Raw genomic sequence first — 23,699 nt, 5'->3', positions numbered from 1 at the left:
TTTTTGTAGCTATAATTGTCGCTGAAATGCCAAACAATTCTTTTCATCAATTCGAACCAACTCAGGGTGTTGCCAGTTGATAATTTCACCGACTCCCAGTATTAGCACACCACCCGGTATCAACCTGTCGACCAACTCGTTTAATATCTCTACACGATCTTCTGGTCGAAAATAGATCAATACATTTTGGCAATAAATCACGTCATAATTGCGCTTCGGTGCCTTTGCTAACTGACTTAAGTTACTCTGCAAAAACAATACACGATTACGGATCTTTTCTTTTATTCGCCAAAGGTTCGAATCATGCCGGTTAAAGTATCGTTCACGTATTTCCGGCGCAATCATATGTATCTTGCGTTCATCATATATGGCTTTTCTTGCCGCAGTTAACGCTGGATAACTAATATCGATCCCCGTAATGCCATAGAAAAAACGTAAACCTTTTTCGTTTAAACTGCTAAGGGCTAACTCTTCCAAAGCAATGGCCAGGCTATACGGCTCTTCTCCTGTCGAACAACCAACACTCCAAATCTGAATATTGCAATCGCTATTCGCATTAGCCGATTGTATTATTTTTTGTTGGCAAACATGTTGAACCAGGTCGAAAGACTCTTTATGCCTGAAAAAACTGGTTTCATGGACGGTTAGCGTATCAATCAGCTGAAACCATTCCAATGACGCCCAGTTTTTGTCCTGTAATTTTTGGTAGTACTCCTCATAATCCGACAAGTCCAAGGCTCTTATTCTGCGTAGCAAACTCGTCTTTAAGAATAGAGCTCGGTTTGTCGGAATCCAGATCCCTGAATACTGCCTGATCAAAGCCTGCCAGCGCTTAAAGCTGCCAGACTTCATGTCAGGGACGTGAGTAAGAGAATTATGCCTCAAGAGCTTATACCTTATTCAGAGCGAGTTTTTTCACTTTCCTTGGTGACATCGTCCTCGTCTAGGTCTTCTAATGTTTCGTCAATTTCTTTTAAGAAATCTTCTTCATCATTGAAATCTTTTAGCTCTTCATCATCCGAACCGGGTGTGTCCAATGAGTCTAATTCACTCTCTGAATCATCAGTTTGTTCTAGAAATTCTTCAAGCGTTGTATCGTCATCCGACTCGGCTAAAGATTCATCAACTTCTGAATACTCAGTCTCAGTGCTGTCCGAATCATCCACAATCGCATCAAACTCACCGAAGTCTGAACTATCACCGCTAAAGATGTCCTCATTGGTTGAGTCCAACTTGAAGCCAGCTACAGAACGACGCAGCTCATCCGACAAGACGGTTAACTGACCAATCGACTTGGCCGTTTCTTGTGTACCTTCCGATGTCTGAGTCGTAATTTCCTGAATAACGGTCATCGTATTCGATACGTGACCTGCCGATGCTGCCTGCTGGCGTGCAGCATTCGAAATCGACTGAATCAAGTCCGCGAGGTTGGTCGATACCGACTCAATCTCTTCCAGTGCAACACCCGCGTCTTGCGCCAGGCGAGCACCACGAACAACTTCAGAAGTGGTATCCTCCATCGAGATTACCGCTTCGTTAGTATCCGTCTGAATCGTTTTAACCAGTGCTTCAATCTGCTTCGTTGCGTTACCGGAACGTTCCGCCAGTCGCTGAACCTCATCCGCTACGACCGCGAAACCACGACCGGCTTCACCCGCTGCCGATGCCTGAATCGCCGCGTTCAATGCCAGAATGTTCGTTTGGTCAGCAATATCGTTAATCAGGGATACGATGTTACCAATCTCCTGTGACGATTCACCCAGACGCTTAATCCGTTTCGATGTTTCCTGAATCTGTTCACGAATCGTGTCCATGCCTCGAATGGTATTACGTACAACCGCACCACCTTTCTTTGCAATTTCCACCGACTTCTCCGCAACCTGAGAGGACTCAGAAGCGTTAGCCGATACCTGCTCAATAGAAACCGCCATTTCGTTAATCGCCGCTGAAGCCCCAGTAATCTCTTGTGCCTGTTGACGAGATGCCTCGGCCAACGCAGTCGATGTTTGCTGGGTTTCTTCGGCCGATTTCGATACCTGATCTACCGCCTCGTTAATGGCGCCAACTACACCACGCAGTTGGTCAATGGTTAAGTTAAAGGAGTCAGCAATCGCACCCGTGAAGTCCTCGGTTACCGTTGCTTTAACCGTCAAGTCACCATCTGCCAGACTGTCAATCTCATCCAGCAGTCGAATAATCGCTTCCTGGTTCTGCGCGTTTTCTTCTTTTTCACGCTCTGCCGAGATTTCAGAATCTTGCAGACGTTGCTTCTCAGCTTTACGCTGCGACAGGTACATCGCAATCAGGATGAGGATAATTAAAATAAACAGAGCAGCCGAGATATACTGGCTGCCTAAGTCAGTGAAGCTGGTAGATACGCCAGCAAATGCCTCTTCTACCGCACTGGTGCTCGTTAGCAATGTTTGTGCATTGGCGTAAACATTGTCCGATGCACCCTGCACACTAAATAATTTATTTGAGCTGAATACGATGTAATCTACTTTTTCCTGTACGGTCTGGAAGTCATCAACGATGGACTCAAGAGCAGCACGAGCTTCCGGGTTGTTAACGCGACGAATCTCTAGCAGCTCATCACCGTTTAACTGGCCTTCCAAATAAACACCAAAAGTATCCACATCCTGCCCGAAGTCCTGAGCTGCAATTTTAGCTTCGCCACCACCTCGCAACACTTTCTGCATGCCTGATGAGATACGCTCGGCCAACCACTTTTGTCGTGTCGCCTGGTGCAGCTCTTCGGCATTGGCTCGGTTATCTAACAGGATATCGATCACGCTATCGTACTTGGACTGCATCTCGGGAATTAATACGGCCAGCTCATCCGCTGCCGTAAACATGCGTTTAACCACTTCTTGGTTCGAGAGAATAACCTTGGTCTGCGGCTCAACTTTATTCCAATTATCCTCGAGCGTTTTTAATTCATTATTTCGGATATCCGCTGGTGCTGGAGGCAAGTTACTGACGGTTTCACCATCAATCAGGCCCCGTAAATTGCCTGCAAACTGCCTTGAAGCGGTTTCCAAATCACCAAAAGCACTTTGTGTACCCTGGGCTGATTCCGAGGCGTTCGTTGCAATCTGTTGCGACAATACCTTCATATCCGACGCCAGCTCAATACGTTTACTTTGGTCCTGACTTTGTAAGAAGCCATAACCAGCGTTAAACGCCAGCGCAATCAAAATTACGACCAATAGAAACGCATAGATACCGATTCCTGAACGGCCTGCTTTTTTCCTGTTATTAGTGGTCTCACTCATAGGTTGCTCCCGAGACTTTTAGACTTCATATTTGTTGTAAAAATAAACTAAATGGCAACTTGGTGGAATTCAGGGCTTTCAAACAGCTCCTTAATCCCAAAAATTCGCCACAATTCCCCATCACGTTCAAATGCCCCAATAATATAGGGCGCAAGTACAGCATCGGCAGTCAATTCTGACTCAACCTGTTCATCCTCATCAAAATGATGCAGGCCACGAATCTCATCGACTACCAAGCCCAGGTAGGATCCTTCTTGGTCAATAACCAAAACCCTTTGCTTTAAAATGCTACGCGAGCTTGAACGCCCGAGATATTCCTGCAAATCAACCAGCGATAATAAAACCCCCCGAAGATTTGCTACCCCTTTGTGCCAGCTTTTAGTTCCAGGCACTTTCGTTGTATGCGGGACCGGTATCAACTCCACGACCTCATCAATCGGAACGATGTAATTAACACCGCTTAGACTGAAGCCAATCCCGCTCCAATAAGCTTCGCCTCGAACATCACGCTGAGGCAATGAGTCCTTGTGTTCCTGTCCGCGTTGACGAATGTCGTCGAGAAGCTGGACAACACTGCTCGTGTGTGTTTCAGGCATAGCTCATTATGATCCTAGTACGTTGTTAATTGATTCGACGAGCGCCGATTCATCTACAGGTTTTGTAATGTAATCGTTGGCACCTTGTCGCATTCCCCAAACACGGTCTGTAGCTTGCGACTTGGTGGATACAATAATAATCGGTATGGCTGAAGTGCTCGAATCTTTCTTCAGCTGGCGAGTAGCCTGGAAGCCGTTTAAACCCGGCATCACAACGTCCATCAAGATCAAGTCTGGTGTGTTCGCCTTGGCAGAAGCGATACCTGACTCACCATCCGGAGCTGTAATCACTTGATGACCATTTTTTTCTAACATCTTGGTTAGGCTATGTGCTTCTGCTGGAGAATCATCGACTATCAGTACACGCGCCATTTTTTCTACCTCTCTAATAATTAAACATCACGCTGGATTTAGACAGCTGTTGCGGTTTTACCATCTAATTGCGTGGAAATAGCATTTAATAGTTCATCTCGGCTGAAAGGTTTTGTTAAATAATTATCCGAGCCTACGACCCGGCCTTTCGCCTTATCAAAAACTCCATCTTTGCTGGATAACATTATTATAGGAGTTTTCTTGAAAGCTGCATTACTTTTAACCAGGGCGCAGGTTTGGTACCCGTCTAACCTTGGCATCATTATATCAATAAATATGATATCAGGTTTGTAGTCTGCAATTTTGGAGAGCGCGTCATAGCCGTCGACCCCCGTAACAACATCACAACCCTGCTTCTTTAAAAGTGTTTCGGCGGTGCGTCGAATGGTTTTACTATCATCCACCACCATCACTTTTAATCCTTTAAATAAATCACTCATCTACTGGTTACCTATGAATAGTGAAAATCCACTATTTAATAATAAGTTAGCGACTTTTCTTCAACTGTTTTTTAAGTTTAAAGATACCTTTTACCACAAAAGTCCTAAAGTCGCAAAGTAGATCACAATTCCAGACTAAAGGGCTTGAGTTTTGCTTGCAAGCTTTTTCTTACCAATATTATGTATTTAGCTTATTACAATAACATGGTACTTTATTAACAAACGACAATATCTAATCGACTATGTCACATTCCGTGCTTATTGTGATGGATCCTATTGAGTCCATCAAAACCCAGAAAGACACTACTTTTGGTCTGATGTTAGAAGCTCAGCAACGAGGCTGGGAACTGCATTACTGCCAACCTCAGGATTTGTTTCTGGAAGAAGGCAAAGTGCATGCAGCCCACCAGCGAGTATCGGTCGAAGATAACCCTGATGACTGGTTCCAGTTCCTTGATACAAAGCAGCTTTTAACTGACTGTGGCCAATTCTCGGCAATCCTGATGCGTAAGGATCCGCCGTTCGATATGAACTATATTTACAGTACCTACCTGCTGGAATTAGCGCAGCAGCAAGGTGCTTTAGTGGTTAATGACCCAGCCAGCTTGCGTGACTGTAATGAAAAGTTGTTTACCGCCTGGTTCCCTGAGTACACACCGAAGACCCTGGTCAGTGCCAATGCATCGAGGCTCAAAGCTTTTGCCCAGCAATATCAGGATATTATCCTCAAGCCGCTCGATGGTATGGGAGGAGCTTCTATCTTCCGCGCCAGGCAAGGTGATCCCAATTTATCAGTCATCATCGAAACCTTGACCGATCACGGCAAAAATCTGGCCATGGCGCAACAGTTTATTCCCGAGATCACCGCTGGGGATAAACGTATTCTGGTGGTTAACGGTGAAGTAATTCCTTACACACTGGCACGGATCCCACAACAGGGAGAGACCCGCGGCAACCTGGCTGCTGGCGGCAGTGGCGTGCCCATGCTAATCACTGAGGATGAAAAACAAATTGCAGAAGCCATTGCTCCTGAACTGCTTAAACGCGGATTACTGTTCGTCGGTTTAGATGTAATTGGCCACTATGTGACGGAAATTAACGTTACCAGTCCAACTTGTATGCGAGAATTGGAAAACGAGTATCATATTAACATTGCTGGAAAATTATTTTCTGCCCTAGAGCAGCAGCTAGGTAACATTTAAAACAACCAAACCAGCAACAAAACTTGTAGTATAATTTTAATAATGAGTAGCCAAGCGATACCCAGTCAGCCTAATTCAGGACCTAACGATAAGTCCAAACTAACACGATCTCAGGTCAAAGCCAGAGATCGCTTAAAGTTCACCATTTTTATGGCGGTCTGTCTGCACCTGATTGTTTTACTCGGGATCCGCTTCACGCTGCCCGATACGGAACCAAGCCAGATTCCATTATCACTGGACGTCACGCTTGCTCACCGTGAAAGTTTGAAGGCGCCAGAAAAGGCTGACTTCATCGGTCAGAAAAACCAGCAAGGGGCAGGAAATGCCGCAGAAGCCAATCGCCCAACCACCAAATTGGAACACTTTAAAAACACCGAAGGTGAAACTACCACACCATCGATGGAAGTGTTACCCAAACCCAACCAAAACCGGCAGGAGCAGGAGCTTATCACCAGCCGTGACGCCGATCGCATCGCGCAGATCAGTACTGACCCTAATGAGTCAAAAACAGAGCAGGAAACACAGACCATTATCAGCCCGGATCCACAGCAGCTGAAAAAGCGCAATCTCGAACAGGATGCAAAAGATCAGCTACAAACACGGGGCTTGCGCAAGCGACAGATTTCGGCTGCGGTAAAACAATCACCAACGGACGCTGCTTATCTTGAATCCTGGCGTCGCAAAGTCGAAGAAGTCGGTAACCTGCACTACCCCGAACAAGCCAGCCGTCTCGGTATTTATGGCAACCTCAAGCTGATGGTTTCCATTGATAAGGGTGGACAGCTGGTTGAAGTGAAAATCTTAGAGTCTTCGGGTCAGGAAATGCTGGATCAGGCAGCGCTGCAGATCGTGCGCCTCGCAGCCCCCTTTGAGCCATTACCCCAATCCATTCGAGAAACTACCGATATTCTCGAAATTGTCCGTAGCTGGAAGTTCGAAAAGTCCCGCTAGTCATTACAACAACCTCGGACAGCTGATATAATTCAAATATGAAACCGATGAATTCATTAGCCAATCATTTATTGATTGCTATGCCCACATTACAGGATACCTTCTTCTCACGCAGCGTTACCTATATCTGCGAACATACAGAAGAAGGTGCGCTTGGTATTATGTTGAACCAACCCCTGGAAGCTACCTATCACGAATTGTTTGATCACCTTAAAATCTCCAGCACAAACCAGGAAGTCCTCGACAATGCACTTCTGGCAGGCGGACCGGTTGATAAAGAGCGAGGCTTTATTCTCCACAGTCCTCTCGGTAACTGGGATTCATCGATGACCATTAGCGACGACATTGCACTGTCCACATCGGAAGACATTTTAGCGGCCATTGCCAACCAGCAAGGCCCGGACGAAACGCTGATTGCTCTAGGCTACTCTGGCTGGGACAAAGGCCAGCTGGAACATGAAATTCAGGAAAACTCCTGGCTCATAGTACCAGCCAATAAAGACATTATTTTTCACACTAAGCCACAGCAACGCTGGCAAAAAGCAACTCAGCTGTTAGGCATCGACTGGACACAACTTTCCGAGCAGAGCGGTCATGCCTGATATCAAGCAGCCATTACGCTTTCTCGGCTTTGACTTTGGTGAAAAACGTATCGGCGTTGCCACAGGACAGAAAACCTTGGGCACAACCCAGGCCCTGTGCGTTCTCAAAGCAGAAAACAACCAACCTGACTGGCAACAGGTCGAAGCGCTTATCAAGGAGTGGCAGGTCGAAGCTTTTGTCGTCGGCCTGCCGTTGAATATGGATGGCACCGAACAGCCAGTGACACAGATGGCCAAGAAATTCGCCAAGCGCCTCCATGGACGCTTTGGCCTCCCCTCTTTCACACATGATGAGCGACTCAGTACCGCCGAAGTCCGCGAGTACCTGTTCGAACTCGGCGGCTATAAGAAAATAAAGGATTCTGATTTCGATGCATATGCTGCCGAATTAATCCTTAAGAGCTATTTTGAATCCTCAACAGATTGAGATGTAATCAAAAAAGCCCAGCAAATGCCGGGCTTTAATAACTCAACCTCTAAACCTTAAAACATATTACTCGGTCTATCGTCGTCCATTTCAACCTCTAAACCCTCAGTGCTATCGGTCAACGAGTCAGCATCTTTTTCATGCAGTTTAATCTTAAGTCTCAGGTCATTCGCCGAGTCAGCATGCAATAGCGCATCGTCGTAGCTAATTTCGCCATTAACGTACAACTCAAACAGGGCCTGATCGAAGGTCTGCATCCCCAGTTCGGTCGAGCGTGCCATCAGTTCCTTGAGCAGGTGCACCTCACCTTTACGGATATGATCGGAAATCAGCGGTGAGTTGATCATAATTTCAATCGCGGCACGACGCCCTTTACCGTCGATAGTTGGTACTAACTGCTGTGCCACAATCGCTCGCAAGTTCATGGATAAATCCATCAGAACCCGGGTATGTTCTTCCTTCGGGAAGAAGTGCAAGATACGATCCAGTGCCTGGTTGGCGTTGTTGGCGTGCAACGTACATAAACACAGGTGGCCGGTTTCGGCGAATGTAATCGCCTGCGACATAGTTTCCTGCGAACGAACCTCACCGATCAGAATAACGTCGGGGGCCTGACGCAGCGTATTTTTCAAAGCGACCTCGAAAGATTCGGTGTCGATCCCGACTTCACGCTGCGTGATAATACATTTATCATGACGGTGCACATATTCGATCGGATCCTCGATACTGATAATGTGACCTTGCGAATTTCGGTTTCGATAACCGATCATCGCTGCCAAGGAAGTTGACTTACCGGTACCGGTTGCACCAACGAAAATGATAATACCACGTTTTTTCATCGCCAGATCGTTCAAAATACTTGGGATCTTAAGGTCATCTGTGGTCGGGATCTTGGTTTCGATACGACGCACGACCAAACCTGGCTGGTTACGCTGATAGAAGGCACTGGCACGGAAACGACCCACATTTTCAACACTGATCGCGTACTGGCATTCTTTCTTTTCTTCGAACTCTTTCTTTTGCTTGTCCGACATTGACGAGTGTATTAACTCTTCCACCTGGGCGGGCGTTAACATACTCTTAGTGACGGGATGAATTTTACCGTGCATTTTAATACATGGGGGCCGATGGACTGTCAGGAATAAGTCAGAACCTTTATTTTCCATCAGTGCTTTTAATAGTGGCGTAATGTCCATACGCTAACCTCTAAAACTCTTCTTTATTAACTGCTTTCAATCGTGCATCCGTACGCGAAACCACTCCTTTACTGACCAGCTGCTTCAAGCTGTGATCGAGAGTTTGCATACCTAGTGACATACCAGTTTGCATCGCTGAGTACATTTGTGCAACTTTCGCTTCACGGATCAGGTTACGAATCGCCGGCGTTCCAATCAGGATCTCATGCGCTGCCACACGACCACCACCATTACGCTTCAACAGCGTTTGCGCGATAACCGCCTGCAGCGACTCTGATAACATCGAACGTACCATGTCTTTTTCACCTTCAGGGAAAACGTCGATCACACGGTCAATGGTTTTCGCTGCGGAGGTCGTATGCAGGGTACCAAATACCAGGTGACCCGTTTCCGCCGCCGTTAGTGCCAGACGAATCGTCTCAAGGTCACGCATCTCACCCACCAGAATAATATCCGGGTCTTCACGAAGTGCAGAACGCAGTGCGTTGGAGAAACTATGAGTATCACGGTGTACCTCACGCTGGTTAACCAGACACTTTTTACTCTCGTGTACGAACTCGATCGGATCCTCAATGGTCAGGATGTGATCGTGCTTGTTGTCGTTAACATAATCGACCATACCAGCCAAGGTTGTCGATTTACCAGAGCCCGTAGGACCTGTCACCAGAACCAGACCACGCGGCTGCATTGAAATGTCCTGGAACACTTTAGGAGCTTTCAGATCGTCCAAGGTTAAGACGCGAGAAGGAATGGTACGAAATACTGCCGCGCGCCCTCGGTTTTGTACAAATGCATTAACACGGAAACGTGCCAGATCCTGTAGCTCAAAAGAAAAATCCGCTTCAAGAAACTCTTCGTAGTCTTTTCGCTGCTTATCGTTCATAATGTCGTAAATCAGCGAGTGGACTTCTTTGTCTTCTAGCGGTGGAACGTTAATTCGGCGAATTTCGCCGTCCACACGAATAAGTGGTGGCATCCCAGCGGAAATGTGTAAATCCGATGCGTTATTCTTTACACTGAACGCTAAAAGTTCTGTAATATCCATAGGTTAGACCCCAATATTGATATTTATTCTTACTAATGACAACTAGCATAGCCTCTCAACTAGAACTTCTGCAACAAGAAATCGCAAAAAGCCGCGAGAAACACCTGAATTTTAAGGATAATGTGCGCCTGGTCGCTGTTAGTAAGCGCCAACCCATTGAAAAAATTGAAGAAGCTTACCTAAATGGTCAGCGTGATTTCGGCGAAAACTTCGTGCAGGAAGGCGTCGAAAAGATCCACAAACTGGATAAAAGTGACCTTCAGTGGCATATGCTGGGCGCTATCCAGAGCCGCAAATGTAAGGATATTGCAGAGCACTTCGACTGGGTGCAAAGTGTCGATCGGGTTAAAGTTATCAATAAGTTAAATCAGGCTCGTCAGGGCAGGTCACCGCTTAACGTCTGTATTCAGGTCAACTTATTTGGTGAAGAGCAAAAAGCAGGCGTCGATGCTGATACCTGTTTTGAATTAGCAGAGCAGATTGAAAACGCTGAGAACTTGACTTTACGCGGCATCATGGCCTTACCGCCGAAACAGACGGAGTACAACAAACAGCTGTCACAGTTTGAGACAATTGCCGAACTTTACCGTCAATTAGCCACCAGATACCCACAGGTTGACACGCTATCCATGGGCATGTCGGGCGATTACGAGGCCGCTATAGCCGCTGGCAGCAACATGATACGTATCGGTACCGCTATTTTTGGTCAACGCGACTGATTCGGCACGGCGACTGAACATTAAGGCATTGAATTTATAACTTTTACCCTCATCATTAGAGAGCTAAGTAAAAGATTCACATTCACCTCGCTTGCCAGATGCAAGTGACGACAATCAAAACAGGCATTTATGACTGATTCAATTGAATTACTAAAAAACGCAAAAGTAGGTTTTATTGGCGCTGGCAATATGGCTGCGAGCATTCTGGGGGGACTGATCCAGTCAGGACTTCCAGCTGAATGCATCTATGTCAGTAACCCGAGTGCAGGTAAGCTGGATGCGTTAAAAGCAAAATATCCAACCTTAAATATCACACACGATAACGCCGAAGTGGCGAACCATGTTGACTATCTCCTGCTGGCGGTTAAGCCACAGAAAATGTCATTAGCGTGTGACGACTTCAAAGATATGGATCTTAGCACCAAATGTGCGATCTCCGTTGCCGCCGGCGTGACTTGCGAGACTCTTACCAACTTATTGGGCGACGATACGCCAGTGGTTCGCAGCATGCCAAATACGCCAAGCCTGATTGGCTACGGCGCTACAGGATTATTTGCTAACGATAAGGTCAGCCAGAAACAAAAAGAAGCGACCAGCGCCATTTTCGAGGCCGTAGGCAAAAGCATCTGGGTCGATGATGAAAACTTGATGGATGTGGTTACCGCCGTTTCTGGTAGCGGTCCAGCACACTATTTCCTATATATGGAGTCAGTGGTTCAAGGCGGTATGGAATTAGGCCTGCCGGAAGAAACGGCAAGAGAGCTGGCAGCCCAAACAGCCCTTGGCGCAGCAGCGATGGTTCAACAAAACGGTGATATGGAAATTGGACAGTTACGCCGCAACGTCACCTCACCGGGTGGTACCACGGCAGCAGCTCTGGACACCTTAAACGATAACGATCTACCGGAAATCGTAAAGAAGGCACTGCAAGCTTCCGTTAAACGTGGCAAGGAATTAGCTGAAATTGCCAATCAATAGGCTGGCTTCACTTTATTAAATGACGAAACGGTTAACCACACATGAATAATGTAACTTTTCTTTTGCTGGAGCACATTTCCAACCTGCTGGCGATGATGTTCTTGATCCGCCTTATGCTGCAACTGGGGCAAGCGGACTTCCATAATCCAATTTCCCAGTTTGTGCATAAATTTACCGCGCCTGTGGTTAATCCGTTACGTCGTCTTCTACCCGACATGGGGCGCTTCAGTACGGCCAGTTTTGCCGTTGCAATCACAATTATTATCATTAAGTTCGTGATTATCTCGACAGTATTTATCACACTTCCCGGAGAGGCCTTAGCGCTTGGCATTATTATCGGGCTGATGATGAAAATCGCACCAGCCATGGGCGGGCTTATCATGATTTTTACCAATATGATGCTATTGCTATTCCTCGGCTTAATGATTGCCAGCTTTATGAGCGGTGGCCGCTACCACCCGGGGGTGGCGTTTCTGTATCAGGTAACGCGCCCAATCCTGAAGCCAGTCCAAAAAATCATTCCGCCGATTGCCGGTAGTATCGACCTTTCACCGATGATCGTACTGTTTGGTCTCTGGTTCCTGCAGGATGCTTTATACAGTCTGGGTGTGAAGTTAATCACTGGCTAGTTGTTCCAAAGAATATCGCTGAAACAATTGCCGCTTTTTGCTATCTTATTAGTAAGGCCTTATAACCAGGCGAAGGGAATAGGAGAACGTCATGAAAAGCATGAAACCACTAATAACGGGCATCATCGGGGCTGCCTTATTGATTACTGGCACAAGCAGTAATGCCGGTGAAAAGCGGGTCGATGACTATATTATCCACTACAATGCCTTTAACAGTTCATTTATTCAGCCCGAAACGGCGGTAGCTTATAAGCTGCCTCGTAGCGCTTACACAGGATTACTCAACGTTTCTGTACATAAAGTGGTAGAAGATGGGCCGGATAAGAACCTGAAAGTTGCTATCCGCGGCAAAGCGACCAACAATCTGTCGCAGTTTAGCGAACTGGCTTTTAAGGAAATCATCGAAGATAACGCGGTCTACTATATGGCCGACTTTCAGTTCCGCAATGAAGAAAGTATGGATTTAGAATTCACCATCAACATTCCTGGGCGTGAACAACCGATCAGCATCCAGTTCGATCAAAAATTCTATGCCGACTAGTTACGCTACAATCACAGCCACCACGTTCGATATCCTTTCGCATGAACTATTATCGAATTAGTGGCTGTTTCCGTTATAATGGCTTATCTGATCGACCTTAAACTACTCCCCCAATGAAGAAAATCGTTCTCGCTTCTGGTAACCGCAAGAAGGTTGCTGAATTAACACAATTATTAGCCCAATTCCAATATCAGGTGATCCCGCAGACCGATCTGAATGTCAGCGACGTGCCGGAAACCGGCACCACCTTTGTCGAAAATGCTATCATTAAAGCACGCCATGCTGCCGAAGTAACCGGTCTACCGGCTATTGCCGATGACTCAGGTATCGAGGTCGACTACCTCGACGGCCAACCGGGTATTTATTCGGCGCGCTTTTGCGGCGAGCACGGTAACGATCAAGGCAATAACGACCTGTTACTGGAGAAATTATCCGGCGTTGCTGCGGAAGAACGAACGGCCCGCTACCAGTGTGTGCTGGTCTTTATGCAGCATGCCAAAGATCCGACACCTTTAATCTGTCAGGGGACTTGGGAAGGCAGAATTATGACTGAAGAAATGGGTGATGGTGGCTTCGGGTACGATCCGCTGTTCTGGTGCGAAGAGCATCATTGCTCGGCAGCCCAACTGACGCCCGAGCAAAAAGCAGCTATCAGCCATCGCGGTAAGGCCCTTAATCAGCTGATGCAGTCGTTGCAGGCCAAGTTTAGCTAGTCATGCTCACCAATCCGCCGCTATCCCTTTATATCCATGTACCCTGGTGCGTGCGTAAGTGCCCCTATTGTGATTTTAATTCTCACGCAGTCAAAAATGTCAGTTCAGATCAGCAAACCGAATTTGATCTCCCCGAGAAGGAATACGTCGATCGCTTACTGTTTGATTTAGAGCAGGAGCTACCAAAAGTGTGGGGGCGTCGTCTGCACAGTATTTTTATCGGCGGTGGCACTCCCAGCCTATTCAGAGCGGAATCCTATGATCGCCTGCTCAGCGGCATTCGAGCCCTTTTACCTTTCGAAGGTGATATCGAAATTACCATGGAAGCTAATCCGGGAACTTTTGAGGCGGAAAGATTCCGAGGCTTCAGACAGGCCGGCATTAACCGACTATCGATCGGCGTGCAAAGTTTTAACATTAAGCATCTAGAAAAGCTGGGACGTATTCATGATCCCGAACAGGCGATCGCAGCAGCCAAGTTTGCTCATGAAGCGGGCTTTGATTCTTTTAATCTGGATTTGATGCACGGTTTGCCTGGACAGACCCTAGAGCAGGCCATGAACGATCTGCAAACAGCAATTCAGCTACAGCCTCACCATATTTCCTGGTACCAGCTAACACTGGAGCCGAACACCCTGTTTTATCAACAGCCTCCTCAGTTACCGCATGACGAAACCCTGTGGGACATCCAGGAAGCGGGACAGGCCCTACTCGCCGAGCATGGCTATGAACAATATGAAACCTCGGCTTACGCCAAAGCGCCATACCTACGCGCCAAGCACAACCTCAATTACTGGCAGTTTGGTGACTATCTCGGGATCGGTGCCGGCGCCCACGGCAAAATTACGCGACTTGATTTAGGCGAAATCCATCGCACCACTAAAAAGCGCCACCCTAAAGATTATCTTCAGGCAGACTGGCAGTCAGTAGCCCAGCAGAGTGTTATTCCCACCCACGAGCTTCCCTTTGAGTTTATGCTCAACGCACTGCGTCTGCTCGACGGCGTACCCAGCCAATACTTTAGCCAAAGAACGGGGATTGCTTTAAGCGCTATCCAACCGCTCATCCAGCAAGCGGTTAATGATAATCTGCTCGACGATTCAAAACAGCGTCTAAAGCCGACAGAGAAAGGCGCTCTATTCTTGAATGAACTGCTGCAACGTTTTATATCCAGCCCGGTAGTGGACAACCATCAAATTGATATAAAGTCTATCTAGTTCACATTATTTGTAATTGCCCCACCACTGTTGTATAAAACGGCTTGCCTTATAAATAATAAAAAAGGAATCCTTTATGAAAAAACTACTGATATTATCATTACTTATTCTTGTTAGCGCATGTGGTGGCAGAAATTCCAATCAACCGGAAATGAAGCCATTGGAGAACGCTGTTAAGGTCTACCTCCCTCAGTCAGTTCCATACTACGACCCCATGGTCATCGCCAGCAACATCAAAGCAGAGTGCTCGAGCCTTGGCAGCCAGCTATCAAGCTTCGTTAAGAGATATTCGACGCATCACAATATTGATATTGTGCGCACAGAAGATATCACGAACATCAATAAAGGTTACGTCTTAGTTCTGAAGATTAGAAATGCGATGAGCGCAGGCAATGCCTGGAGTGGGCACAAGAAACAAGTTCTCATCACTGCAGATTTGCTTAAAAATGGGGAAAAAGTAAAAGACTTCACCGCCACGCGTAATTCCATGGGCGGCGTTTTTGGTGGTTTCAAAGGCTCCTGTGATGTCCTTCAACGAACCGTTAACACCCTTGGTAGCGACACCGCCATCTGGCTAAGCAAGAATCTCTAACCAAATCTTATAGAAGGTGGGGAAACCCTCCTTCTACTTTTTTAACTATTCTTTAATTTCTGTTAACCCTTTATACAGGTTTCTGCCGTTAATATGGCATGATGTTTTTAACGGACAGACACCACGTTTTAATGAATTAACAGGAAAACGCCATGAGATATGTTTTAACCGCTATCCTTAGCATTACGATTCTAGCCGGTCTAAGTGCCTGCAAAAAAGAAATGAGCACAACCGCGCCACAGGCGGAGCAATTGACCGTGACCGCGAAGCTTATGTACCGCGAACGTATGCTGGTCCCCAAGGGCAGCACCTTAACGGTCATGTTGCAGGATGTCTCCATTGCTGACAAAGCAGCCACCGTTATCAGTGAGGAAATCATCGGCTTGGGCGAAGGCATACAATTGCCTCTAAAAGTGGTCTTGAATGCCCACCGAGCAGAACTGGATCCAAGCCATACTTACGCTTTGCATGCGCGGCTCGAAGGCCCCAATGGCAACCTGATGTGGATTACTTCTCAGCGTCATGCCGTTAATATCGAGCAAAGTCATGTCGAGCTGGGCGATCTCATGATGCAACGGGTTCACTCAGGAACGATTGGCGCTGACAGCAATGATCGCCTCTATCCTGTGCCCTATAAGGCCCAGGGCAATGAACCTGGCTGGCTGGTAAAGGTTGAAGAGGAAACCATCGAAGTACAAACCAATTACGGCCAGAATACAGTTAAGACGCCGAGACCCCAGCCGCAACCCTATAAAGGCGGCTACAAGTACCATGCGCAAACCGAAGCTCATATCGCCATTGTCGATATTCGACGCAAGCTATGTTATGACAATATGTCCGGTCGCCCCTACCCCAACAGAGTGACCTTAACACTGGATGGCAAAGTCTTTGAAGGCTGTGGCGGCGATCCGCTCAGCCTGTTGGCGGACCATGAGTGGGTAGTCGAGGACATAGCCGAGCAGGGCATTATTGATAACTCGCGCGTCACCATCACCTTCGATAAAGAAGGCCGCGCCTACGGCTCGGCGTCCTGCAACACCTATAACGCCGCCTACCAACTGACTGGCGAAAACCTCACCTTTAAAGCTCCAATGAGCACTTTAATGGCTTGCGCACCGGCATTAATGGATCAGGAGCAACGATTCTTAAAAATGCTTGCTCAAGTCAACAGGTACGATATTGATGGACAGGGCGCCTTAATTCTTACCACTGAAGGCGGCAAGACCATAACCGCCAGACATTAAGACTCACAGGGTGTGCCCAATCTTAACTGGCACACCCTGAGCATTTTCTATAGCGAAATAATAAAATTATCGGAAAAATAGACCGCAAACTCTTTCAACCGAGAGATTCTTTGAAGTTCAAGGCTTTCATGCTTTGAGTAGCAAAACTCCTTTCAATAATGAGAGTATTTTTTCGAGAATGCGGCATTTCGTTATTGAAAAAGCGGAGTTACCTATTGAGTAATGAGCATTTTTCGAGAATGAAATAACAAAATTATCGGAAAAATAGACCATTATTCGGCTGAAAACATAAGATCCCAAACCCCATGCCCCAACTTCTGCCCCCGCGCTTCGAACTTAGTCAGCGGACGTGAATCAGGACGCGGCACAAAATCACCCGTTTCAGACAGGTTTTTAAACTCTGCCATCGGCGCTAATACTTCCAACATATGTTCTGCGTAGTTTTCCCAATCCGTCGCTAAATGCAGAATGCCACCGGGCTTGAGTTTCTTATGGAGCTTCTGACAGAATTCTGTCTGCACGATTCGGCGCTTATGGTGACGTTTTTTGTGCCATGGATCGGGGAAGAAGATCTGGATCCGCTCAAGGCTATGATCGGGAATACAATGGTCGATGATTTCCACTGCATCGTGATTGATGACCCGGATATTTTCTAGCTCATACTCTTCAGCCAGAACCAGACAGGCGCCGACGCCCGGGTTATGCACCTCAATCCCAATAAAGTCAGTATCGCGATTATCACGAGCCTGCTCTGCCAGCGACTTACCCATCCCAAAACCGATTTCCAACACCACCGGAGCCTGTCGACCGAATATGGCTGCAAAGTCGTACAGTTCCTGCTGGTACTCGAGGCCTAATCGCGGGAAGTGCAGGTCCATGGCGCGCTGCTGCCCCTTGGTTAAACGGCCTTTACGCAGTACGTAACTGCGAATTTTACGTTTCGGTTTTTCTTCAGAATTCAAGGGGATAGCTCTCTAGTTTATTCCACAATCATCTCTTGATGGCGATTTTACCATAATGTAAAAGTTTGATGTAAATTATGTGCGCTGGGACATAAAGACGTTGCGAAAATTGAGGCAAATCAGTAAGGTGGTTCCTTCGGGTTTGTAGAACAAAGAACAAAAAAGACTAGGAGTTAGGAGAGGAATGCCATTTCCGGACTTACCGAATGGGCATGCGCTTTTTGTGCTGTTGCTGACGGTGTTTGCCTTATATTTGTTCCGCCGCGACGACATACCGCTGGAGACCTCTTGCGTCATCGTCTTGCTGGTACTGACCATGGGCTTCACCTTTGCACCATTCCATAACTTTAATGGTCACCTCGAACCGATGAAGTTCTTCAGCGGCTTTGGCCATGAGGCCTTAGTAGCTGTATGCGCCCTGATGATCGCCGGACAGGGGCTGGTTCGCACCGGTGCGCTGGAACCTATTGGCCGCTTTCTGGCACGAATCTGGAAAACTGCACCGCTTTTTTCGCTTCTGCTAACCCTTATCATTGCTGGAGTTTTGAGTGCATTTGTCAACAATACCCCGATCGTTGTCCTACTTTTACCGATCTTAATTAGTGTCGCCGTACGCTCTAATCGAAACCCTTCAGGTCTGTTAATGCCCATGGGCTTTGCTACCATTGCCGGCGGCATGGCCACCACTATCGGCACCTCAACCAACCTGCTGGTGGTCTCGGTTGCAGCCGACTTAGGGCTGGAGCGCTTTGGTATGTTCGATTTTATGTTGCCGGCGGCCATGGCTGGAGCCGTTGCCGTGATTTACCTGTGGCTGGTCGCCCCCAGGATCACCCCAGAGCGTCAGGCCATCATGAAAAATACCTCACCGCGTATTTTTACCGCCCAATTACACATTAACGATAATTCTTTTGCTGACGGCAGAACGCTGGCCGAGGTTATCCGTAAAACCGACGGTATGATGAAGGTAACCCGTATTCACCGTGGCTCCGAAGCGACCATTATGCCGATGCCCGACGCCATTGTTCGCGCCGGTGATAAGCTGCGCGTCACCGATACTCCCAATCGCCTTAAGGAATACGAGCAGGTGCTGGGCGCGAGGCTTTATAAAGCCGGGCAGCAGGTCAACGAAGACCATCCCTTAACCGCCGAGAACCAGCAACTATCCGAGCTGGTCGTAACGCCAGGCTCACCCTTAGCTGGGCGTTCTCTTAAAGACGTCAGTTTTATGAACCAGTATGGTCTCGTTGCGATCGCTCTGCACCGCAGCGACCGTGTTGTCGATATGCATAACAAAGGGCTGGGTAAGGTTACGCTGCACGTCGGTGATGTTTTACTGGTACAGGGCGGGCAAAAAGAAATTTCCGAATTTAAAAAGCGCGGTGATATTTTAGTGCTCGATGCTACAACTGACTTGCCGCGCTCGCATCGCGCGCCGAGAGCCCTCATCATAATGGGGCTAGTGGTATTATTCGCTGCGGTTGGCTTATTACCTATCTCTGTCAGTGCCTTGGCTGGCGCCCTGCTGATGATCCTGACACACTGCATTACCTGGCGCGATGCCATGAATGCACTCAGTGCCCCCGTGGTGCTGATTGTCGCCGCCAGTTTGGCTTTAGGGATGGGTATGACCGAAACCGGAGCCGCTGAATATCTAGCTCAGGCCTTTGTCTCCTTATTGCATGGCGCCCCGCCAACGGTTCTACTCAGCGGCCTGATGCTACTACTGGCAATTCTGACCAATGTTGTCTCGAATAATGCCGCCGCGGTTATCGGTACGCCGATCGCGGTCAGTGTCGCCACGCAACTTAATTTACCGCCAGAACCTTTTGTTATCGCGGTACTGTTCGGTGCCAACATGAGCTTCGCCACCCCGATGGCCTATAAGACCAACCTGCTGGTCATGAATGCTGGTGGCTACAAGTTCTCCGACTTCGTCAAAGTTGGTGTGCCACTGGTTGTATTGATGTGGATCTCATTGTCGATTATCCTGCCCATCCTTTACGACTTCTAAGCCAGAGTACCTCCATGTGGCAGCCTAAAGACTTTCAACAAAAGGTTATCGACTATTATCGACAGCATGGTCGCAAGCACCTGCCATGGCAAGGCACCAAAGATCCGTATCGTATCTGGCTGTCTGAGATCATGCTGCAGCAGACCCAGGTCACGACGGTTATTCCTTACTACGAGAAATTCCTGCAGCAGTTTCCGACTATCGTCGATCTGGCGCAGGCCAGCGAAGATCAGGTGATGCACCTGTGGAGCGGACTGGGTTATTACAGTCGTGCGCGCAATCTGCACAAGGCAGCCAGGCAGGTTGCCGATGAATTCGATGGCCAGTTTCCACAAAGCCAGTCCGAAATCGAAACCCTGCCCGGCGTCGGTCGCTCCACCGCCGGCGCTATCGCGGCTTTCGCTTTTGATCAGCCGAGTGCTATCCTCGATGGAAACGTCAAACGCGTTCTGGCACGCTGTTATGGTATCGAAGGCTGGGCTGGCAAGGCGTCAGTATTAAAAGCACTGTGGCAACGAGCAGAAGACAACACTCCAGGCGAACATACAGCCCAGTACAACCAGGCGATGATGGATTTAGGCGCCGTGGTCTGTACCCGCAGCAAACCGAAATGCGATAGCTGCCCGCTCTCAGCCAAGTGCTACGCGCTGGGACATGACAAAATTGAAGAGTTACCCGGCAAGAAACCGAAAAAAGCCCACCCCAAGCGTTCGGTTTATTGGCTTGTCTGTCTAAAAAACAATCAGGTCATCCTGCACAAGCGACCACCTTCGGGGATCTGGGGCGGCCTCTGGTGTTTTCCCGAAATTGAACAAACACAGAGCGAACCTGAGCATCAACAGAAGCTGGATTCCTTTGTACATAAATTTAGTCACTATGATCTCGAAGTGCAGCCATTACTAATGAAAAATATCGCTGACACGGGTATCATGGAGCCCAATCAAATAGGCACCTTTGCACTCAATGAAATTGCTGAAATTGGCCTACCGACGCCAGTCAGCAAACTACTGCAAACATTAGCGGAGAATTAAATGTCACGTACTGTTTTTTGTCAGAAACTACAAAAAGATGCAGAAGGAATTGGTTTTAAACCCTTCCCCGGCGAACTCGGCGATCGAATCTACGACAACATCTCACAGGAAGCCTGGCAGATGTGGCTTGAGCATCAAACCATGCTGATTAACGAAAAACGTCTAAGTCTGGTAGACTCGGATACGCAGAAATATTTGGCGGATCAGATGGAAAAATTCCTTTTTGGTGGCGACTACGACGAAGCCGAAGGCTACGTTCCTGAAGATAAGAAATAATTTTAAATTTAGGCTTGACTTAAAACCTAAGAATCGGTTTAATACGCGTCCGTTGGCCTGGTAGCTCAGTTGGTAGAGCGGAGGATTGAAAATCCTTGTGTCGGCAGTTCAATTCTGCCCCGGGCCACCATCATACTAAAAGCCTGACTAGAAATAGTCGGGCTTTTTTCGTTCTTGGGTATTTAATTTTATCGAATTGAACTACGTTCAATTACAAACGACTTCCCTGTCCTTTGCCTTACGGTCACTGCACCAGACGGGAATGCAGAAAATGCAGGAGCAGTTTTCTGCCGGACAAATGAGTCTGCCCCAGGCCACCATTATACTGAAAGCCTGGCTAGAAATAGTCGGAGTTTTTTATACCCACAGCAAAACTGTTGAGTTAGATCAACTATCATCTACTCTTTTATAACTCCCCCCCTGTTGCACTTTGTAATCCTTTACTAATCGCGCTACATTAGTAGTAGCTCACTTTGAGCTATGTAGGACTCAGCTTAATAGAGGGATTTTCTATGAAGCAGGTTTTCAGTTTCTATCTTTTCTTTGCGCTGCTACTGTCAGCGTCGCCCTCCCTTTTTGCTGCAGAATCTCCCGATAACGAACCCAGACAGGCGATGTTGTTAGTACTCGATGGTTCGGTTAATCCGGGGACTGCGCATTTTCTGGTTTCTAATATCAAGGCCGCTCCTGAACAGGGCTACGAGCTCATTATTATTCAGATGAATACGCCAGGTGGTTTGGATCTGGCAATGCGCGATATTATTCGCGAGATTTTATCTTCCAAAGTTCCAGTCGTGACCTACGTCTATCCCCCCGGATCACGCGCAGCCAGTGCTGGCACTTATATTCTCTACGCCAGTCATGTTTCAGCCATGGCCCCAGCGACTAATTTAGGCGCCGCTACCCCGGTCTCAATCGGCGGTATGCCGGCTCCAACGGAGCCTGAAAAGGCACCAGATAAAGAGGGCGATGAACAAGATAAAGACCAGGAAAAAGCTCAGCCCGCCGCCGGTAAATCTGCCATGGAAAAGAAGGTGATTAACGATGCCGAAGCTTACTTGCGCAGTTTAGCCGCTTACCATAACCGTAATATTGATTGGGTAAAAAATGCCGTTCGTGAAGGGGAAAGTCTGACCTCGAAGGAAGCGCTTGAGATTGGTGTCATCGATTTAATTGCCAGCGATCCGCAGCGACTACTGGAGCAGATCGATCAACGCTCCGTCCGCCTGCCATCAGGACAGGCAACACTGGACACCGACAAGATGGTTATTACCAAAGTCGAACCCGACTGGCAGACCGAACTCTTGAGTATTATCAGCGACCCCAATATTGCCTATATTTTGTTATTACTTGGCATCTACGGCCTAATTTTTGAAGGCTACAACCCCGGCGGGCTGGTTCCCGGCGTTATCGGTGCCATATGTCTATTACTGGCGATGTACGCTCTGCAAATATTGCCGGTGAATTATGTTGCCGCAGGCCTGTTGCTGCTGGGTATTGCCTTGCTGGTCGTCGAGGCCTTCGCCCCGAGCTTTGGCATTCTGGGGGTTGGCGGCATTATCGCTTTCCTGATTGGCTCCTTCCTGCTCTTTAATGAGCCCGAGACCGGTGTTGCTATCGCTCTCCCCATATTGATCGCCGTGACCGTTATCAGCGTTATTTTATTGAGCTTTATTTTAAGTCTCGCCCTGCGTGCCCGCGGGCGTCCTGTCGTCAGTGGCAAAGAGGAGCTGGTTAATGATGTCGGTACTGTTATTGAAGACTTTGATAATGAGGGCTGGATCTGGCTTCACAGTGAGCGCTGGAAATGCCATAGCACAGTTCCATTAAAAGCGGGTCAGAAAGTCAAAGTTACAGCGGTTGATGACTTGGTGTTATCTGTTACACCGGTTACAGACAATTAATTTCTTAAGCACTTTATAGAGGGATTTATTTATGAACATTTTATATCCGATTATTCTGGCACTGGTGGTTCTCACCTTAGCCAGTATGTTTAAGATTCTTCGTGAATATGAACGCGGTGTCATATTTATGTTGGGTCGCTTCTGGAAAGTCAAAGGTCCGGGTCTGATCATCATCATCCCCTTCATACAACAAATGGTTCGGGTCGATTTACGGACCGTGGTGATGGATGTGCCAACGCAGGATGTTATTTCTCGCGACAACGTTTCGGTCGAGGTTAACGCCGTGGTCTACTTCCGTGTGGTTGATCCACAGAAAGCTATTATTAACGTTGAACGTTATTTTGACGCCACCAGCCAGCTGGCACAAACCACCTTACGGTCAGTATTAGGCCAACACGAGCTGGATGAGATGCTGGCCTCACGCGAGCAACTCAATGCCGACATTCAGGACATTCTCGATAGCCAGACCGATGCTTGGGGCATCAAGGTTTCTAACGTTGAAATCAAGCATGTGGATCTCGATGAAAGTATGATTCGTGCCATCGCCCAACAGGCTGAAGCCGAGCGTGCCCGTCGTGCTAAAGTGATCCATGCACTGGGTGAAATGGAAGCCTCTGAGAAATTGTTAGAAGCAGCAAAAGTGCTTTCTCAACAGGAAGAAGCAATCCAGCTGCGTTATCTACAAACCTTGTCCGGTTTAGCGGGCGAACACAATAGTACTATCGTCTTTCCCCTACCGATAGATTTCCTTAAGAACTTTATGAAAAAATAAC

The 23,699-nt window shown here is 47.6% G+C and carries 25 protein-coding genes and 1 tRNA gene; 18 read left to right on the top strand and 8 right to left on the bottom strand.

Annotated elements, in window-relative coordinates:
* Positions 1 to 9: 9 nt before the first annotated feature.
* The 5 genes from H7708_RS12105 to H7708_RS12085 are packed head-to-tail and all read right to left on the bottom strand — an operon-like array spanning position 10 to position 4,683.
* Positions 10 to 885 carry a CheR family methyltransferase gene (locus H7708_RS12105; RefSeq protein WP_223671123.1) on the bottom strand — a complete coding sequence of 292 codons (876 nt, stop codon included), beginning with the start codon at positions 883 to 885 and terminating at the stop codon, positions 10 to 12.
* 11 nt (positions 886 to 896) lie between these two features.
* Complete coding sequence (locus H7708_RS12100; protein ID WP_223671122.1) at positions 897 to 3,275, bottom strand: methyl-accepting chemotaxis protein; 2,379 nt, start codon at positions 3,273 to 3,275, stop codon at positions 897 to 899.
* A 47-nt stretch (positions 3,276 to 3,322) separates the two neighbouring features.
* On the bottom strand, positions 3,323 to 3,871 hold the full coding sequence (locus H7708_RS12095) for a chemotaxis protein CheW (protein ID WP_223671121.1): 549 nt from the start codon (positions 3,869 to 3,871) through the stop codon (positions 3,323 to 3,325).
* A 6-nt stretch (positions 3,872 to 3,877) separates the two neighbouring features.
* Positions 3,878 to 4,243, bottom strand: a complete 366-nt coding sequence (locus tag H7708_RS12090; protein WP_068993785.1) for a response regulator transcription factor — start codon at positions 4,241 to 4,243, stop codon at positions 3,878 to 3,880.
* A gap of 38 nt (positions 4,244 to 4,281) precedes the next feature.
* The gene (locus H7708_RS12085) at positions 4,282 to 4,683 is read right to left on the bottom strand and encodes a response regulator (RefSeq protein ID WP_223671120.1); all 402 of its coding nucleotides are present in this window, start codon (positions 4,681 to 4,683) and stop codon (positions 4,282 to 4,284) included.
* Positions 4,684 to 4,925: 242 nt separating this feature from the next.
* Between H7708_RS12085 and gshB the strand changes: the two genes are divergently transcribed.
* The 4 genes from gshB to ruvX are packed head-to-tail and all read left to right on the top strand — an operon-like array spanning position 4,926 to position 7,865.
* The gene (gshB, locus tag H7708_RS12080; RefSeq protein WP_223671119.1) at positions 4,926 to 5,885 is read left to right on the top strand and encodes a glutathione synthase; all 960 of its coding nucleotides are present in this window, start codon (positions 4,926 to 4,928) and stop codon (positions 5,883 to 5,885) included.
* Positions 5,886 to 5,927: 42 nt separating this feature from the next.
* Positions 5,928 to 6,836 (top strand): energy transducer TonB, encoded by a 909-nt coding sequence (locus tag H7708_RS12075; protein ID WP_223671118.1) that lies wholly within the window; start codon positions 5,928 to 5,930, stop codon positions 6,834 to 6,836.
* Positions 6,837 to 6,874: 38 nt separating this feature from the next.
* Positions 6,875 to 7,438: a YqgE/AlgH family protein gene (locus H7708_RS12070; protein WP_223671117.1), complete on the top strand. Its 564-nt coding sequence runs from the start codon at positions 6,875 to 6,877 to the stop codon at positions 7,436 to 7,438.
* Positions 7,431 to 7,865: a Holliday junction resolvase RuvX gene (gene ruvX / locus H7708_RS12065; RefSeq protein ID WP_223671116.1), complete on the top strand. Its 435-nt coding sequence runs from the start codon at positions 7,431 to 7,433 to the stop codon at positions 7,863 to 7,865. The genes H7708_RS12070 and ruvX overlap by 8 nt, the downstream gene beginning before the upstream one ends.
* Before the next feature lie 56 nt (positions 7,866 to 7,921).
* On the opposite strand, the gene H7708_RS12060 is transcribed toward ruvX, so the two are convergent.
* Together H7708_RS12060 and H7708_RS12055 are read right to left on the bottom strand one after the other, a co-directional pair.
* Entirely contained in the window at positions 7,922 to 9,061 is a 1,140-nt protein-coding gene (locus H7708_RS12060) for a PilT/PilU family type 4a pilus ATPase (protein ID WP_223671115.1), read from the bottom strand.
* A gap of 10 nt (positions 9,062 to 9,071) precedes the next feature.
* Complete coding sequence (locus H7708_RS12055; protein WP_223671114.1) at positions 9,072 to 10,106, bottom strand: type IV pilus twitching motility protein PilT; 1,035 nt, start codon at positions 10,104 to 10,106, stop codon at positions 9,072 to 9,074.
* Positions 10,107 to 10,141: 35 nt separating this feature from the next.
* On the opposite strand from H7708_RS12055, the gene H7708_RS12050 reads away from it, so the two are divergent.
* From H7708_RS12050 to H7708_RS12015, 8 genes are all read left to right on the top strand, one after another.
* Positions 10,142 to 10,825: a YggS family pyridoxal phosphate-dependent enzyme gene (locus H7708_RS12050; protein WP_223671112.1), complete on the top strand. Its 684-nt coding sequence runs from the start codon at positions 10,142 to 10,144 to the stop codon at positions 10,823 to 10,825.
* 129 nt (positions 10,826 to 10,954) lie between these two features.
* Positions 10,955 to 11,803, top strand: coding sequence for a pyrroline-5-carboxylate reductase (gene proC / locus H7708_RS12045; protein WP_223671110.1), 849 nt, complete (start codon positions 10,955 to 10,957; stop codon positions 11,801 to 11,803).
* Positions 11,804 to 11,844: 41 nt separating this feature from the next.
* Positions 11,845 to 12,432 (top strand): YggT family protein, encoded by a 588-nt coding sequence (locus tag H7708_RS12040; RefSeq protein WP_223671108.1) that lies wholly within the window; start codon positions 11,845 to 11,847, stop codon positions 12,430 to 12,432.
* Between the two features lie 91 nt (positions 12,433 to 12,523).
* The gene (locus tag H7708_RS12035) at positions 12,524 to 12,973 is read left to right on the top strand and encodes a DUF4426 domain-containing protein (protein WP_223671106.1); all 450 of its coding nucleotides are present in this window, start codon (positions 12,524 to 12,526) and stop codon (positions 12,971 to 12,973) included.
* A 113-nt stretch (positions 12,974 to 13,086) separates the two neighbouring features.
* A complete protein-coding gene (gene rdgB / locus H7708_RS12030; RefSeq protein WP_223671104.1) occupies positions 13,087 to 13,686 on the top strand; it encodes an RdgB/HAM1 family non-canonical purine NTP pyrophosphatase in 600 nt (199 codons plus the stop codon).
* Between the two features lie 2 nt (positions 13,687 to 13,688).
* On the top strand, positions 13,689 to 14,903 hold the full coding sequence (hemW, locus tag H7708_RS12025; protein ID WP_223671096.1) for a radical SAM family heme chaperone HemW: 1,215 nt from the start codon (positions 13,689 to 13,691) through the stop codon (positions 14,901 to 14,903).
* 76 nt (positions 14,904 to 14,979) lie between these two features.
* Positions 14,980 to 15,495, top strand: a complete 516-nt coding sequence (locus H7708_RS12020; RefSeq protein ID WP_223671094.1) for a hypothetical protein — start codon at positions 14,980 to 14,982, stop codon at positions 15,493 to 15,495.
* Between the two features lie 152 nt (positions 15,496 to 15,647).
* Positions 15,648 to 16,739 carry an META domain-containing protein gene (locus tag H7708_RS12015; protein ID WP_223671092.1) on the top strand — a complete coding sequence of 364 codons (1,092 nt, stop codon included), beginning with the start codon at positions 15,648 to 15,650 and terminating at the stop codon, positions 16,737 to 16,739.
* 272 nt (positions 16,740 to 17,011) lie between these two features.
* Here the strand turns inward: H7708_RS12015 and trmB are convergent, their stop codons facing one another.
* Complete coding sequence (gene trmB / locus H7708_RS12010; protein WP_223671090.1) at positions 17,012 to 17,701, bottom strand: tRNA (guanosine(46)-N7)-methyltransferase TrmB; 690 nt, start codon at positions 17,699 to 17,701, stop codon at positions 17,012 to 17,014.
* A 184-nt stretch (positions 17,702 to 17,885) separates the two neighbouring features.
* Between trmB and H7708_RS12005 the strand changes: the two genes are divergently transcribed.
* From H7708_RS12005 to H7708_RS11980, 6 genes are all read left to right on the top strand, one after another.
* Entirely contained in the window at positions 17,886 to 19,715 is a 1,830-nt protein-coding gene (locus H7708_RS12005) for an SLC13 family permease (RefSeq protein ID WP_223671089.1), read from the top strand.
* Between the two features lie 14 nt (positions 19,716 to 19,729).
* Positions 19,730 to 20,746, top strand: coding sequence for an A/G-specific adenine glycosylase (gene mutY / locus H7708_RS12000; protein WP_223671087.1), 1,017 nt, complete (start codon positions 19,730 to 19,732; stop codon positions 20,744 to 20,746).
* Positions 20,747 to 21,022 (top strand): oxidative damage protection protein, encoded by a 276-nt coding sequence (locus tag H7708_RS11995; RefSeq protein ID WP_223671085.1) that lies wholly within the window; start codon positions 20,747 to 20,749, stop codon positions 21,020 to 21,022. It begins immediately after the preceding gene.
* A 54-nt stretch (positions 21,023 to 21,076) separates the two neighbouring features.
* Positions 21,077 to 21,152: transfer RNA gene (locus H7708_RS11990), tRNA-Phe, on the top strand.
* A gap of 382 nt (positions 21,153 to 21,534) precedes the next feature.
* On the top strand, positions 21,535 to 22,926 hold the full coding sequence (locus H7708_RS11985; protein WP_223671083.1) for an NfeD family protein: 1,392 nt from the start codon (positions 21,535 to 21,537) through the stop codon (positions 22,924 to 22,926).
* Between the two features lie 31 nt (positions 22,927 to 22,957).
* Positions 22,958 to 23,698: a slipin family protein gene (locus tag H7708_RS11980; protein ID WP_223671081.1), complete on the top strand. Its 741-nt coding sequence runs from the start codon at positions 22,958 to 22,960 to the stop codon at positions 23,696 to 23,698.
* Position 23,699 lies beyond the last annotated feature (1 nt).

Source organism: Kangiella shandongensis (assembly GCF_020005365.1).
Taxonomy (GTDB): Bacteria; Pseudomonadota; Gammaproteobacteria; order Enterobacterales; family Kangiellaceae; genus Kangiella; species Kangiella shandongensis.
The sequence above is the reverse complement of the archived record's forward strand: the minus strand, read 5'-3'. Positions and strand labels throughout refer to the sequence as shown.